13 protein-coding genes are annotated in these 14,115 nt (G+C 63.8%); 8 read left to right on the top strand and 5 right to left on the bottom strand.

The genetic code is table 11. The annotated features are described in order from the left end of the window. Positions 1–269 precede the first annotated feature (269 nt). Positions 270–713, top strand: a complete 444-nt coding sequence (locus tag NKJ64_RS26210; protein WP_023683102.1) for an SRPBCC family protein — start codon at positions 270–272, stop codon at positions 711–713. A gap of 69 nt (positions 714–782) precedes the next feature. Here the strand turns inward: NKJ64_RS26210 and NKJ64_RS26205 are convergent, their stop codons facing one another. The 3 genes from NKJ64_RS26205 to NKJ64_RS26195 form a co-directional block, all read right to left on the bottom strand. Then, positions 783–1,748, bottom strand: a complete 966-nt coding sequence (locus NKJ64_RS26205) for a hypothetical protein (protein WP_023710836.1) — start codon at positions 1,746–1,748, stop codon at positions 783–785. Between the two features lie 128 nt (positions 1,749–1,876). Then, positions 1,877–3,379, bottom strand: coding sequence for a helicase HerA domain-containing protein (locus NKJ64_RS26200; RefSeq protein WP_023710835.1), 1,503 nt, complete (start codon positions 3,377–3,379; stop codon positions 1,877–1,879). Positions 3,380–3,516: 137 nt separating this feature from the next. Beyond that, a complete protein-coding gene (locus NKJ64_RS26195; protein ID WP_352463580.1) occupies positions 3,517–4,158 on the bottom strand; it encodes a glutathione S-transferase family protein in 642 nt (213 codons plus the stop codon). Between the two features lie 146 nt (positions 4,159–4,304). Between NKJ64_RS26195 and NKJ64_RS26190 the strand changes: the two genes are divergently transcribed. Beyond that, complete coding sequence (locus NKJ64_RS26190) at positions 4,305–4,535, top strand: hypothetical protein (protein ID WP_023726475.1); 231 nt, start codon at positions 4,305–4,307, stop codon at positions 4,533–4,535. 141 nt (positions 4,536–4,676) lie between these two features. Here NKJ64_RS26190 and NKJ64_RS26185 read toward each other — a convergent pair whose 3' ends face one another. Next, on the bottom strand, positions 4,677–5,162 hold the full coding sequence (locus NKJ64_RS26185; RefSeq protein WP_352463579.1) for a hypothetical protein: 486 nt from the start codon (positions 5,160–5,162) through the stop codon (positions 4,677–4,679). Positions 5,163–5,337: 175 nt separating this feature from the next. Here NKJ64_RS26185 and NKJ64_RS26180 point away from each other — a divergent pair, with 175 nt between their 5' ends. Both NKJ64_RS26180 and NKJ64_RS26175 read left to right on the top strand, forming a co-directional pair. Next, on the top strand, positions 5,338–5,718 hold the full coding sequence (locus NKJ64_RS26180) for a RidA family protein (protein ID WP_352463578.1): 381 nt from the start codon (positions 5,338–5,340) through the stop codon (positions 5,716–5,718). 90 nt (positions 5,719–5,808) lie between these two features. Further along, positions 5,809–7,035: an amidohydrolase/deacetylase family metallohydrolase gene (locus tag NKJ64_RS26175; protein ID WP_023754273.1), complete on the top strand. Its 1,227-nt coding sequence runs from the start codon at positions 5,809–5,811 to the stop codon at positions 7,033–7,035. 153 nt (positions 7,036–7,188) lie between these two features. Here NKJ64_RS26175 and NKJ64_RS26170 read toward each other — a convergent pair whose 3' ends face one another. Then, positions 7,189–8,979 carry a flavin-containing monooxygenase gene (locus NKJ64_RS26170; protein WP_023735104.1) on the bottom strand — a complete coding sequence of 597 codons (1,791 nt, stop codon included), beginning with the start codon at positions 8,977–8,979 and terminating at the stop codon, positions 7,189–7,191. Positions 8,980–9,381: 402 nt separating this feature from the next. Between NKJ64_RS26170 and NKJ64_RS26165 the strand changes: the two genes are divergently transcribed. The 4 genes from NKJ64_RS26165 to kdpC all read left to right on the top strand — a co-directional run bounded on the left by NKJ64_RS26165 (position 9,382) and on the right by kdpC (position 14,098). Then, positions 9,382–9,471, top strand: a complete 90-nt coding sequence (locus tag NKJ64_RS26165) for a K(+)-transporting ATPase subunit F (protein WP_023669708.1) — start codon at positions 9,382–9,384, stop codon at positions 9,469–9,471. Positions 9,472–9,489: 18 nt separating this feature from the next. Next, positions 9,490–11,193 carry a potassium-transporting ATPase subunit KdpA gene (gene kdpA, locus NKJ64_RS26160; protein WP_352463577.1) on the top strand — a complete coding sequence of 568 codons (1,704 nt, stop codon included), beginning with the start codon at positions 9,490–9,492 and terminating at the stop codon, positions 11,191–11,193. 232 nt (positions 11,194–11,425) lie between these two features. Then, on the top strand, positions 11,426–13,519 hold the full coding sequence (kdpB, locus tag NKJ64_RS26155) for a potassium-transporting ATPase subunit KdpB (RefSeq protein WP_352463576.1): 2,094 nt from the start codon (positions 11,426–11,428) through the stop codon (positions 13,517–13,519). A 12-nt stretch (positions 13,520–13,531) separates the two neighbouring features. After that, positions 13,532–14,098, top strand: a complete 567-nt coding sequence (kdpC, locus tag NKJ64_RS26150) for a potassium-transporting ATPase subunit KdpC (RefSeq protein ID WP_023744101.1) — start codon at positions 13,532–13,534, stop codon at positions 14,096–14,098. The last annotated feature ends 17 nt before the right edge of the window (positions 14,099–14,115 follow it).

The following is a 14,115-nucleotide window of genomic DNA, read 5'->3' as shown; positions in this document are numbered from 1 at the left end:
AGCACTTCGTGCAATCCATCCGGGTTCGAAAGCAAAATGTCTTTGACGGCAGCGCTGGCGGTCTTAACTTCAGTCTTGGTCATGGTGGCGTTCCTTCGCGGGAATCAGGTGACGTGAACAATCACCAGCCTGCCATGACCGCCCCCTCTCAGCGAATTTGCAGAACTCTCAGCACACTACCAAGAAAATTTGACAGGCTATGTCGGACCGGGTGAGGTTCACCCGTCCTTGGGGCATCGGACAACGAAACCACAAAGGATACCGAAGAGATGCCAAGCACCGTACGTTTGCACCGCGTTCTGACGACCAGCCCGGAGAAGGTCTACCGCGCATTCACAGAAGCCGACGCGCTGGCGAAATGGCTTCCGCCGAACGGCTTCACTTGCACGGTACACAGCTTCGACGCGAAAGTCGGTGGCGCCTTCAAGATGTCGTTCCGAAACTTCACGACGGGCGGCAGCCATTCCTTCGGCGGCGAATATCTCGAACTCGTTCCCGGCGAGCGCCTGCGCTACACCGACAGGTTCGACGACCCCAATTTGCCCGGCCAGATCGAAGTGACCGTGCTCCTGAAGAAAGTGTCGGTCGGCACCGAACTCGACATCACCCAGGCCGGCATTCCGGACGTTATTCCGGCTGAAGCCTGCTATCTCGGCTGGCAGGAGTCGCTGCGCAATCTGGCAAAGCTCGTCGAACCCGAGATCAATCAGTAGAGTCCATCGGATCGGCGGCGCCGCCCAGCCAGTCCGCGCCCCGACAATGCCGAGCCGAGGACTCATCCCTCACGGCCCGGTGCAGATCGGCAACGGTTGTGGCGGCGGTGGCGGGTTGTCCTTGGCGTATTGCGCGATGATCGGCTCAAGGCTCTTTCGCGGCCAGAATTTCGGCTTGCCGATCTCCTTCAGGCAGGACGCATTCCAATAGGCGCCCGATTTACCAACGGCGGTGATGTCGCGCGATTCCGGGTATATATAGAGCGTCGTCGGATTGCCCTTCACCATCGAAATGATCTGGTCGGCGTCGGACGGCGACCAGCTGGTGCAGCCATTGCTGCGGCCGCCGGCATAATCCACCAGCTTGCCGTATGGCACGAAGCCGTCATGGTCGGCATAGGAGCTGTTCGGGTTCTTGCGCAGGCACATGCCGCGCAACAGCCGCGCCGCGTGGCCGCCGATCACCCGCTGCCTGGCATTCGCCGTCTCCCCCTCGCCGTCGAACTGGATGAAGGTGCGCAGCAGCGCCTGGTCCTTTTTTGCGCCGATGCGGTAAAAACCCTTGAATGAGGTCTTTGCCTCGCCGGTCATATAGGCGCCGCCGGTCGTCAAGGACGAGTCCAGCGCATTGCCGAAGTTTTTCGCGCAGCGCTTGCCGTTGGAGAAATCGACCACGCCCTTCAGATTGCGGCCGCCGCCATGGCCCGACGAGATCGCCCTGAACGACTGCTTGGCCTCGCAAATGACGTAGTAGCGCCGCCCCAGCACGCCATTGCCGAGATCGCCGGGGCGCGTCGCATCCATGGCGAAATAGCAGCCATTGTGGACCGCGCCTTGCGCGACCTTCTTCAGGTAAAGCGCGCGCGCCCGCTCCAGCACCACTTGCGAAATCTCGCCGTCGTCATTGCCGACATGGGCCTGCAGCCAGGCCGGTATATCGGAGGACGCGGCAAAAGACCGGGCAGACATCGTCAAGGTGATGCCGGCGATGGCGAGGAGGCCAAAGACAAAGACAGCCAGAGATTTCAACCGCACCGGACAACCCTCCCGCCCGAACCGTTCTGCGATTCTCGGAAACCCATCATAAATCGTCGCGCGTCGATCGGCGAAACACATCTTGTTCAGAACCGCGCAAGCAAGTCAGGTAGCTGCCTGTTCGCCTTTCACAGCGCCAGGCTGCCCTGTTCCGCCTCCGCGGCATTGGGGTCGCCCGGCGCCGTCGCCCAGGCAAGCTCGACCAGCGTCACCGTGCGGCGGCCGGTGCCGTCGAGCTGGCAGACGATGAGGCCCTGCTCCTCGATATAGGTGAGCAGCCGCCGGGCGCGGCGCAGCGAATGCGAGCCGTAGGCGCGCGCGATCGCCGCGTCGCTCGGGCACGGCCAGCCCTCCTTGGCGGCGCGGGCGATCATCATGAACACGCCCTGCATGTCCTCGGGCAGCAGCGAGGCGCGCACGGAAACGTCCTGCCAGGCGCCATCGCCTGCCATGTCGGCGCCGAGCCCGGCGCGGGCACGCGTCAGCATGCGGCGGAATTCTGAGAGGTCCGGCACCACCGAAGCGAGGCCTTCGATGCGGCAGCGGACGACGAACTCCTGATAAAGCACGCCGATGACGCGGAAACCCGCATCGGGCTGCGCCAGGATGGCGCGCAGGACACGGTCCACCCGCTCTCGCCGCTCGGCCCTATCCTCGGCGCTTACCGCCGGTTCCGCAGGTTCCGGGCGGATCTCCATCGCCGCCGATTTGGCCGCCATCAGCTGGTCGAGCAGCTCCGGCGACGCCATCCGGCGCGGCGCGCGCATCGTCTCGGGCGGCGGCGCCGCCAGGATGATGGCGCGCGCGTCTTCAAGCGCTGTTTCCGGCATTGCCATCAGCCGCGGCGTACCGTTGCGCGGGCTGGTCTCGGTCTGGCCGATGCGCACGCCGAGCGGACGGCGCGACAGCGCTGGGCCCAACGCCATGAAGTGCCCGCGCTCCAGGTCTCGAAACGCCTCGGCCTGACGCCGTTCCATGCCCAGAAGGTCGGCGGCGCGCGCCATGTCGATATCGAGGAAGGTACGGCCCATGAGGAAATTGGACGCCTCCGCCGCGACATTCTTGGCGAGCTTTGCCAGCCGCTGCGTGGCGATGATGCCGGCAAGGCCGCGCTTGCGGCCGCGGCACATCAAATTGGTCATGGCGCCGAGCGAGAGCTTTCGCGCCTCGTCGGACACTTCGCCGGCCACGGCGGGCGCGAACAGCTGCGCTTCGTCGACCACCACCAGCATCGGATACCAATGCTCGCGGGCAACCTCGAACAACCCGCCGAGAAAGGCAGCGGCGCGCCGCATCTGGTTCTCGGCATCGAGCCCTTCGAGATTGAGCACCGTGGAGACGCGGTGGATGCGCGCCCGCTCGCCGGCTGCTTGCAGGCCACGCTCCGTATGCTCCTCGGCATCGATGACCAGATGGCCGTAATGGTCGCCCAGCGAGACGAAATCGCCTTCCGGGTCGATGATGGTCTGCTGCACCCAGGGCGCGCTCTGCTCCAGGAGCCGGCGCAAAAGGTGCGATTTGCCGGAGCCGGAATTGCCCTGCACCAGAAGCCGGGTGGCCAGCAGCTCCTCAAGGTCGAGCGCCGCCGACGCACCCGCCGTCGTCTGTCCCATCTCGATGGCTACGGTCATGTCACGACTCTCCTTGCGGACAGGGCTTATCAACCCGGCCGCGAGCCGTCGAGCGCGCCATGGCAACTCGCCCGCTGTTCCACACCTATGCTGCCAAAGCGCCACACATCAGCCCATCTGCCCAAAGGGAAGGCACATCAAGCGGAGTTGACCGGCGGCAGAAGCGGCGCTTCCAGCCCGTCGAAGGGATCGCGCCAGGCATCGATGGCTTCGAGCCGGCGATACCAACCCAGAACAGAGGGATAGTCCGCCAGCGGCAGGCCGGCTGCATCGTTGAACGGCAAAAACGTCGCCATGCGGAAATCGGCATAGGAAAGCGACTTGCCCACAAGCCATGGCCGCTTGGCGAGCTCCGCCTCGAGAATCGCTGCCGCGATGCGGAACTCCGCCAGCCCCTCCTCGACCTTGCCCTGGTCGACGGGCCCAATCCCGTAGCGCTGCTTGGTTCCGCGCTCGAAATGCACGATGTCGCAGGCCCGGACGAAATTCTCCTTGCCCCAGCTCAGCCAGCGGATCATGTCGGGTTGGTCGCCGCCGCCGCGCCAGAAATCCGAACCCGCTTCGCGCGACAGAAGGCAGGCTATGGCGTCGGCTTCCCACAGGCTGCCGCCCGTCCATGCCAATATCGGCAGGGTAAGATTGGGATTGAGCTGACGAAACCGCTCAGCCTGCCCGGGCGCCATGGGTGCCGCGAACTCACACTCGACCTTGGCCTGCAGATGACGTGCAGTTGCAACCGCGAGGCGCGGATTGGGATTGCGGCTGAAGTACAGTTTCATATCCGGTCCTGGACGCTGTGGGCTCGACCCTATCAAACACGCAAACGTGCCCTCCCGGCAATCTGGTCGGACCACGATTCCGCTGGCACACGCCGTCGTTCGGCGTATTATTTCCTTCGGGAGAGGGTTCTTGGCAGGAGGAAGCCATGAACGTAGTGCAGAGCGTACCTGTCATCGACGTGACAACCCAGAACCTTGTTTCCTCTGCGCTTTCCAGATTCCGCGCCGGCGATACCGTCTCGACCAGGGCGGCGCTCGACGCCATCCGCCGCATGGATCCAACCTGTGTCGACAGCGACGACGATCTCGTCGAACTCGTCGTCATGGCGGCAATTGGTAAGACCATGGCGGTCGTGTTCGACCACCGCTCCCGCTAGCCCTGTGGGACGAACCTGTGCCGTTCAACTCGCTTGAGTTCGAGTGAGTTCGGTTGGCGCCGCGCGCCGAGCTTTTACAGCCGCAGCCCGGGAAGCGACGTCTTCGTGCGCGAAGGACGGCAATAGCATAAGCGGCAAGACTCAGATCCCCAAGGGATGTGGCATGTAGCCGACGAAGCCGCCGATCTTCCAGTGGCCCGCCACCTTCCTGCAAAAATACAGCGTCTGCCATTTCAGCTTGTCGACGCTGCCATCGGCCTTGGCCACCGAGCCGTTGAACTTCTTGTGCAGCACGGCGCGGTCGCCATCGACGTCGATGTCGCGCATGTTGGTGACGCGAAACAGCGCCTCGCGCAGCGGCTCGGCGAACTTGGTCGCCGCCGTCTCCTTGGCCTGGCGCAGCCATTCGTCGCGATAGACGGCAAGGCTCGGGAATTGCAGACGCCAGGCGTCGGCATCGCTGAGGAAATGCGCATGCATGCCGAAGAAGCTGTCGGCGAGGAAATCATCCTCGACCATCGACCAGTCCTGACCGACAAAGGCGTCGATGTCGCGCCGCACCAGCATTTCCCAGAGCGCGTGACGATCGGCATCGCCCTCTGGAAACGGGTTCTTGTCGAAGGTCATTGAAATCTCCTGTCGGGAAAATGCGACGCGCAAGATGCTGGCGAGCCTGCGATAAAGCAACACGCGTTTGGAAAAATGTTGCTTTCCAAAAAGCCCCCTATGAGGATCACCGGGACAGGCGTAGAGCGGTCGGCGAAAACGGCGCGCGGCCCGCCATTCTGAACAGGAGTTTCCCTTGCCCAAAGAGTGTTTTGGAACATCCCACGTGCCGCTGTCGCCGGCCGTGCGCGCCGGGGATTTCGTCTACATCTCAGGTCAGGTGCCGGTCGACGGCGACCGCATCGTGGTCAAGGGCGGCATCACCGAGCAGACCGAGCAGGTGCTGCAGAATGTGAAGGCGGCACTCGCGCTGGCCGGTTGCACCATGGACGATGTCGTCAAGACCACGGTCTGGCTCGAGGACGCGCGCGACTTCGGCGCCTTCAATGCCGTCTACGCCAAGCACTTCCCGAAAAATTCGCCGGCCCGCACCACGGTCGAATCGCGGCTGATGATCGACATCAAGATCGAGGTCGAAGCCGTCGCCTACCGGCCGGTTTCACCAGTCGGGGCATGATCCCGAAAAGTGGAAACCGGTTTTCTCGGACAAACGGAAACCGTTTTGTCCAGAGATCATGCCCCAAAGCAAAGAGAGAGGCAGCCGCCGATGCAGTTCGATCTCCTGATCAAGGGCGGCCGCCTGATCGATCCGGCCTCCGGCCTGGACGCGGTGCGCGATGTCGCCATCGCCGATGGCCGCGTTGCGGCCATCGAAGCCGCGATCGACGCCGAGCATGCTACGCAGGTCGTCGACGCCAGGGATTGCATCGTCACGCCCGGCCTCATCGATTTGCATAGCCATGTCTATTGGGGCGGCACCTCGCTTGGCGTCGATGCCGACCGGCTGGCGGCCAAGAGCGGCACCACCACCTTCATCGACGCCGGCAGCGCCGGCGCCGGCAATATTCTGGGCTTTCGCCGCCATGTCATCGAGCGCTCGAAGGTGCGCATCCTGGCCTATGTCAACATCTCCTTTGCCGGCATATTCGGCTTTTCGCAGACGGTCTCCGTCGGCGAATGCAGCGATCTCAGGCTCTGCGAGCCACGCGAGACGGTGGCCGCGGTGCGCGAGCACGCCGATGTCGTCGTCGGCGTAAAAGTGCGCTCCGGCAAGCATGCCGGCGGCACCAGCGGCATCGCCCCGGTGGACCTCGCGCTGGAAGCCGCCGACCAGGCCGGCCTGCCGCTGATGGCGCATATTGACGAGCCGCCGCCCGGCCGCTCCGAAGTGCTGCCGCGGCTGCGCCGCGGCGACATCCTCACCCATTGTTTTCGGCCATTCCCCAATGCGCCGGTGTTCGCCTCCGGCGCGATCCGGCCGGACATGCGGCTGGCCCGCGAACGCGGTGTCATCTTCGACATTGGCCACGGCATGGGCTCGTTCGACTTCGCCGTGGCGAAAGCGATGCTGGCCGAGGGCCTCGCGCCCGACGTCATCTCCAGCGACGTGCATCTCTATTGCGTCGACGGTCCGGCCTTCGACATACTGGTCTGCATGTCGAAGCTGATGGCGCTGGGCATGCCGCTGGTCGAGGTGCTGTGCGCCGCCACGCAAAGGCCAGCCGAGGCGATCGCCAGGCCGGAGCTTGGGACGCTGAAAGTTGGCGGTGTCGGCGATGTCGCGGTGCTGAGACTGCGCCCCGGGCGCTTTACCTTCGTCGATGCGGTCGGTGCGGCGCTGATCGCGGATCAGCGGCTGGTCTCAGAAGGCATTGTTATCGGCGGTGTCTGGTGGCCGAACGAGGCGCCCGACCACAACGAGACCGAGCGCTTCGAGCCGCATGCGGCACATACGCATGTCGAGGTCGCGGCACGGCATTTCGGGCATGGATAATCTCCCTCCTTGAGGGGGAGATGGCCGGCAGGCCAGAGGGGGTCGGTTCGACCGGACGCAAGCTCCTCGCGGCAGCTGGAGGTCAGCGCTCCACGCGCGGCGACCCCTCTGTCGCCTTCGGCGACATCTCCCCCTCGAGGGGGGAGGAGATCGCTAGCGCCCTGCGTTACTCACCGCCCCAAACACCGGCGTCGCAATCCCTTCCATCCGCGCCTTGATCTGCAGCGCCACATATTTCGAGTAAAACCGCGACAGCGCCAGATTGCCGCCGTGGAACCACAGCGCGTCCTGCGCCGTCGGCTTCCACATGTTGCGCAGCTCGCCTTGCCAAGGACCGGGATCGCCCTTGACGCCGGAGCCGAGGCCCCAGCATGGCCCGACCTTGTCGGCGACCTCGCGCGAGACGATGGCCGCCACGGTCTCGTTCATCGACTGGTAGCCGGTACAGGCGACGATCGCATCGACGGCCAGCTCGCTGCGGTCGTCGAACAGGATGCCGGTCGGCGTCAATGAACTGATGCCGACGCCGCTCTTCACTTTGATCTCGCCATTGATGATCAGTTCGCAGGCGCCGACATCGATGTAGTAGCCGGAGCCGGTGCGGTAGGCCTTCATCAACAGCCCGGTCTCGTCCTCCCCGAAATCGATGGCGAAGCCGGCGGCGCGTAGCTGGTCGTAGAAGTCTGCGTCGCGTGCCTTGATCACCTCGTAAAGATCCCGCTGGCCCTTGGGTACAAGCGCGAACGGCGTGGACGCGACGATCAGGTCGGCCTTGTCGGTGCTGATGCCGCGCGCCAAAGCCTTTTCCGAGAAGATCTCGAAGCCGACTTCCATCAGAGTGTCGGATTTCACCACTGTCGTCGGCGACCGCTGGATCATGGTGACGTCTGCGCCGCTCTCCCAGAGGTCGACGCTGACATCGTGCCCCGAGCTTGCCGCGCCGATGACAGCGACACGTCTGCCGCGGAATTTCTCGCCGCTTGCATACTGGCTGGAATGCAGGAGTTCGCCCTTGAAGGTCTCGGCGCCGGGCAGCGCGATCTGGCGTGGCGGGCCATAGGCGCCGGTGGCAAAGACAATGTGCTTCGGCTTCAGCGTGATCTGCCGGCCGACGCGGTCGACCACCACAGTCCACACCTTCTCGGCCTCGTCATAGCTGGCGCTGAGGCATTTGGTGGCGACCCAGTAGTTGAGCTCCATCACCCTGGTGTACATCTCCAGCCAGTCGCCCATCTTGTCCTTGGGCGTGAACACCGGCCAGTTCTCCGGGAACGGAATGTAGGGCAGATGGTCGTACCAGACCGGATCGTGGAGCACGAGCGAGCGATAACGGTTGCGCCAGGAATCGCCGGGGCGCGCATTTTTCTCGATGATGATGGTGGGCACACCGAGCTGCCTCAGCCGCGCGCCGAGCATGATGCCGCCCTGCCCGCCGCCGATCACCAGGCAATAGGGCTGCTCGGTGGCGCCGAGGTCGCGCGTCTCGCGCGCCCGCGCCTCCGCCCAGGTTTCGCGCTTCGGATCGGCCTTGTGACGGATACCAAGCGGCCGCGCCGGTCCCTTTTGTTCCTCGAACCCCTTGAGCTCACGCACCGCCGTGAACAAGGTCCGGCAGCGGCCGTCCGTAAGGCGCACAATCCCTTCGCCCCGCGCGACCGCCGTTTCGAACGTGAACCAGGCCTCGACGGTGCCCTCATCCGAGGTCGCCTCGCCGGACAGCGTCCAGTGTGAGGGCTTCGCTTCCGCCAGCGTCGCTTGCAGCATGTCGCGGATCTCATCGCGGCCTTCCATCGTGGTGATGTTCCAGGTGAAAGCCAGCAGATCGCGCCAGTAGCAATCCTCGACGAACAGGTTGGCGGCCGCCTCGGCGTCATCAGCTTCCAGCGCCCGTGCAAGCGCGCAAAGCCATGTCGCCGCCTGTTTCGATGGTGCCATGTCGAGCATCTGTTTTTCCCTCGTTTTGCGTTCCCATTGTTTCGAAAGACGGAGCCGCCGCAAGAGGGGTCGCGATATCATGGCGTCGGTTTCTAGCGGCCCGGAACGGAGCCATCTCCCGGAAATCTTTATAGGAATTTTATATCTTTCCTCCCGGCCCCGTCTCGAACCTTTATGGCGATCGGGTCCATATTCCATCTCGAGCAAAACGCTGCGGACGCCGTGACCCCAGAGTTACGGCGGGCCGTTCTCATGGAATTTCTGGCTCGCCAGTCGCTGGCGCCAAATACAAGCAGAAGCAAGGACCAACACAAATGGACATCGTCGTCATCGGGATAGAGGTTTTGTTCTTCGGTCTTTCCCTCGCCTACATCAAAGCTTGCGACGCTCTTTAAGCGGAAGGATCGCACCATGCTTGTCGATTACATCCTCGGTGGCGGCGTGACCTTGTTCCTGCTCGTCTACCTGACATACGCCCTCGTTCGCCCAGAACGCTTCTGAAGCAAGGCACGGAAACCCATGACACTCAACGGATGGATACAGATCCTGGTTTATTGCGGGATGGTCGTTTTGCTGGTGAAGCCGCTCGGCGGCTACATGTACCGCGTCTTCAATGGCGATCGCACCTTTCTCTCGCCCATACTCGGGCCCGTTGAGCGCGGCCTCTACCGCATTTCGGGAACCAGCGAGCGCGAGGAGCAGCACTGGACGACCTACGCGGCAGGAATCATCTTCTTCAGCCTTGCCAGCTTCCTGGTGCTGTACTTTCTGCAACGCCTGCAGGGCGTCCTGCCTTACAATCCGGCCGGGATGGCATCGGTCGAACCCAATCTCGCCTTCAACACTGCCGTCAGCTTCGTCACCAACACCAACTGGCAGAATTACGGCGGCGAAAGCACGTTGTCCTACCTCGTGCAGATGGCCGGCCTGACCGTTCAGAACTTCATGTCCGCCGCCGTCGGCATTTCCATTGCGGTGGCGCTGATCCGCGGCTTCGCCCGCGCCTCGGCCAAATCGATCGGCAATTTCTGGGTCGATATGACCCGCTGCACGCTCTACATCCTGCTGCCGCTCAGCATCGTGCTCACCCTTGTCTATGTCTGGCTCGGCATGCCGCAGACGCTCGGGCCTTATGTCGACGCCACCACGCTGGAGGGCGCCAAGCAGACGCTCGCCCTTGGGCCGGTCGCCTCGCAGGTCGCCATCAAGATGCTCGGCACCGATGGCGGCGGCTTCTTCAACGCCAATGCCGCGCATCCTTTCGAAAACCCCGACGCCATCTCCAACATGATCCAGATGGTGACGATCTTCGCGCTGGGTGCTGCACTCACCAACGTCTTCGGCCGCATGGTCGGCAACCAGCGCCAGGGCTGGGCGATCCTGGCCACGATGGGTGTGCTGTTCATCGCTGGTGTCGTTATCTGCTACTGGGCGGAAGCCGCGGGCAATCCGCTGGTCCATGCGTTGGGCGTCGACGGCGCCAACATGGAAGGCAAGGAGAGCCGCTTCGGCATTGCCGCTTCGGCACTATTCGCCGTCATCACCACGGCTGCGAGCTGCGGTGCGGTGAACGCCATGCATGACTCGTTCACAGCACTTGGCGGCCTGATCCCGATGCTCAACATGCAGCTCGGCGAAGTCATCGTCGGCGGCGTCGGCGCCGGCTTCTACGGCATCGTCATGTTCATCGTCATCACCGTGTTCGTCGCCGGCCTGATGGTTGGCCGCACGCCCGAATATCTCGGCAAGAAGATCGAGGCCAAGGAGGTCAAGATGGCAATGCTCGCCATCCTCGCTCTGCCGTTGGTCATGCTGGTCTTCACGGCAATAGCGGTCGTGCTGCCAAGCGCCGTCGCCTCGATGGCCAATGGCGGTCCGCATGGCTTCTCCGAGGTTCTTTATGCCTACACTTCGGCGGCGGCCAACAACGGCTCGGCCTTTGGCGGCCTTTCCGGCAACACGCCCTGGTACAACATCACGCTCGGCATCTCCATGTGGGTGGGTCGCTTCTTCGTCATCATTCCAGCGCTTGCCATTGCCGGCTCGCTAGCGACGAAGAAGACGGTTCCGGCTTCCGCCGGCACCTTCCCGACCGACGGCCCGCTGTTCGTCGGCCTGCTCGTCGGCGTCATCCTGATCGTCGTCGGCCTGACCTTCTTCCCGGCACTGGCGATCGGACCGATCGTCGAGCACCTGGCTGCCATCAACGGCCAGACATTCTGAGGCTTGTCATGTCCTGGTTCTACCCAAAACGCATGAAGGCCCGGCCGCGAGCCGGCCCACGAGCCGGCAATGAGGGGGAGGAAACGCCCCCTCCCTTCCCCAGCGTATCTACCTTCCTCGGCCTCGCGGCAGTCATGATCGTGATCTGGCTGCTGGCCTATGGTCCGCCGCCCCTCTTTTCGGCATCCGATCGGTCGGTGCCGGCCAACAGTTCAGATTCTGGAGCCATCAAATGAGCCAGTCCAAATCCGCGGTCATCATGGATGCCCGCATCCTGTGGCCGGCCATCGGCGGCGCCTTCAGGAAACTCGACCCCCGCACGCTGGTCAGGAACCCGGTGATGTTCGTCGTCGCCATCGTCTCGCTTCTTACCACGGTCCTGTTCGTCAAGGATCTCGCCACCGGCGGCGGCGATTTCGGCTTTACGCTGCAGATCATCATCTGGCTGTGGTTCACCGTGCTGTTCGCCAACTTCGCCGAGGCCGTCGCCGAAGGCCGCGGCAAGGCGCAGGCCGATTCGCTGCGCAAGGCGCGCACCGAAACCCAGGCCAAGCTGCTTGCCGGCGAAGACCGCTCCAGGTTCAAGCTGGTGCCCGGCACCAGCCTGAAGGTTGGCGACATCGTGCTGGTCGAAGCCGGCGACATCATCCCGTCCGACGGTGAAGTGGTCGAAGGCGTGGCCTCGGTCAACGAGGCGGCAATCACCGGCGAGTCCGCACCCGTCATTCGCGAATCCGGCGGCGACCGTTCCGCGGTCACCGGCGGCACGCAGGTTCTGTCCGACTGGATTCGCGTGCGCATATCAGCCGCCTCCGGCCACACCTTCCTCGACCGCATGATCTCGCTGGTCGAGGGTGCCTCGCGCCAGAAGACGCCCAACGAGATCGCGCTCAACATCCTGCTCGTCGGCATGACGCTGATCTTCGTGCTGGCCACCGCCACGATCCCGAGCTTTGCCTCCTATTCCGGCGGCTATATCCCGGTGACGGTGCTGGTCGCGCTGTTCGTCACCTTGATCCCGACCACCATCGGCGCCCTGCTGTCGGCCATCGGCATTGCCGGCATGGACCGCCTGGTGCGCTTCAACGTGCTGGCCATGTCCGGCCGTGCCGTCGAAGCGGCGGGCGACGTCGATACGCTTTTGCTCGACAAGACCGGCACCATCACGCTCGGCAACCGCCAGGCCACCGAATTCCGCCCGGTCAAGGGCGTCACCGAACAGGAACTGGCCGATGCCGCGCAGCTCGCCTCGCTCGCCGACGAGACGCCTGAGGGACGCTCGATCGTCGTGCTGGCCAAGGAGAAATACGCCATCCGCGCCCGTGACATGGCAACCTTGCATGCCAGCTTCGTGCCCTTCACCGCGCAGACCCGGATGAGCGGCGTCGACATCGATGGCTCGTCGGTGCGCAAGGGCGCCGTCGATTCGGTTCTCGCCTATGTCAGCCAGTCGACATCGGCCACTCACGGCACGCGCCCCGGCAGCGACACCGTCAAGGATCTCCAGGCGATCGCCGACGAGATCGCCAAGTCGGGCGGCACGCCGCTGGCCGTCGAGCGTGACGGCCGCCTGCTCGGCGTCGTCCACCTCAAGGACATCGTCAAGGGTGGTATCCGCGAGCGCTTTGCCGAACTGCGCAAAATGGGCATCCGCACCGTGATGATCACCGGCGACAATCCGATGACTGCGGCGGCGATCGCAGCCGAAGCCGGCGTCGACGATTTCCTCGCCCAGGCCACGCCCGAGGACAAGCTGAAGCTGATCCGCGACGAACAGGCCAAGGGCAAGCTGGTCGCCATGTGCGGTGACGGCACCAACGACGCGCCGGCCTTGGCGCAGGCCGATGTCGGCGTCGCCATGAACACCGGCACGGTTGCCGCCCGCGAGGCCGGCAACATGATCGACCTCGATAGTGACCCGACCAAGCTGATCGAGATCGTCGAGATCGGCAAGGCGCTGCTGATGACGCGCGGCTCGCTGACGACCTTCTCGATCGCCAACGACGTCGCCAAATACTTCGCCATCATCCCGGCCATGTTTGCCGTCTTCTACGTTGCGCCGGGACATACAATCGGCCCCCTGCAAGCGCTCAACATCATGCATCTGGCGACGCCGCAGAGCGCCATCCTGTCGGCCATCATCTTCAACGCGCTGATCATCATCGCTCTGATCCCGCTGTCGCTTAAAGGCGTCAAATACCGCGCCATCGGCGCCGGCGCGCTGCTCAGCCGCAACCTGCTGGTCTACGGCCTCGGCGGCATCATCGTTCCCTTCGTCGGCATCAAGGCGATCGACATGATCGTCACCGGCCTCGGCCTCGCTTAAGGAAATACGTCCATGCTCACTCAGATAAGACCCGCTGTTATCATGATCGTCTTTTTCACCGTTTTGACCGGCCTGATCTATCCCCTGGGCATGACCGGCATCGCCCAGGCGCTGTTTCCGCACCAGGCCAATGGCAGCTTGATCGAGAAAAACGGCACGGTCATCGGCTCCGAACTGATCGGCCAGGGCTTTGCCGACGACAAGTATTTCCATGGCCGCCCCTCGGCTGCCGGCGACGGATACAACGCCGCAGCGTCCAGCGGCTCCAATCTCGGTCCGACCAACCCCAAGCTGATCGACCGCATCAAGGGCGATGTTGCAAAGCTGAAGGCGGAGAACCCGAACCAGCCGGTGCCGATGGATCTGGTGACGACGTCCGGCAGCGGCCTCGACCCCGCTATCAGCCCGGACGCCGCCTATTTCCAGGTCGCTCGGGTGGCCAAGGCCAGGGGCTTCGACGAAGCCAAGGTCAAGGCGCTTGTCGACAGCCATGTCGAAGGCCGCGAACTCGGCTTCCTCGGCGAGCCGGTCGTCAATGTGCTGGCGCTCAACCTGGCACTGGACGATACCAAGCAGTGAGAGACAATCTCTGAAGC

The sequence above is a fragment of the Mesorhizobium sp. M0062 genome (assembly GCF_040323125.1).
Taxonomy (GTDB): Bacteria; Pseudomonadota; Alphaproteobacteria; order Rhizobiales; family Rhizobiaceae; genus Mesorhizobium.
The sequence above is the reverse complement of the archived record's forward strand: the minus strand, read 5'-3'. Positions and strand labels throughout refer to the sequence as shown.

Excerpts from the sequence above, each read along its gene's own strand:
- kdpA (WP_352463577.1), top strand. The coding sequence starts at position 9,490 with ATGACACTCAACGGATGGATACAGATCCTGGTTTATTGCGGGATGGTC.
- NKJ64_RS26175 (WP_023754273.1), top strand. The coding sequence starts at position 5,809 with ATGCAGTTCGATCTCCTGATCAAGGGCGGCCGCCTGATCGATCCGGCC.
- NKJ64_RS26190 (WP_023726475.1), top strand. The coding sequence starts at position 4,305 with ATGAACGTAGTGCAGAGCGTACCTGTCATCGACGTGACAACCCAGAAC.
- NKJ64_RS26165 (WP_023669708.1), top strand. The coding sequence starts at position 9,382 with ATGCTTGTCGATTACATCCTCGGTGGCGGCGTGACCTTGTTCCTGCTC.
- NKJ64_RS26185 (WP_352463579.1), bottom strand. The coding sequence starts at position 5,162 with ATGACCTTCGACAAGAACCCGTTTCCAGAGGGCGATGCCGATCGTCAC.
- NKJ64_RS26195 (WP_352463580.1), bottom strand. The coding sequence starts at position 4,158 with ATGAAACTGTACTTCAGCCGCAATCCCAATCCGCGCCTCGCGGTTGCA.
- NKJ64_RS26200 (WP_023710835.1), bottom strand. The coding sequence starts at position 3,379 with ATGACCGTAGCCATCGAGATGGGACAGACGACGGCGGGTGCGTCGGCG.
- kdpB (WP_352463576.1), top strand. The coding sequence starts at position 11,426 with ATGAGCCAGTCCAAATCCGCGGTCATCATGGATGCCCGCATCCTGTGG.
- NKJ64_RS26170 (WP_023735104.1), bottom strand. The coding sequence starts at position 8,979 with ATGCTCGACATGGCACCATCGAAACAGGCGGCGACATGGCTTTGCGCG.
- kdpC (WP_023744101.1), top strand. The coding sequence starts at position 13,532 with ATGCTCACTCAGATAAGACCCGCTGTTATCATGATCGTCTTTTTCACC.
- NKJ64_RS26210 (WP_023683102.1), top strand. The coding sequence starts at position 270 with ATGCCAAGCACCGTACGTTTGCACCGCGTTCTGACGACCAGCCCGGAG.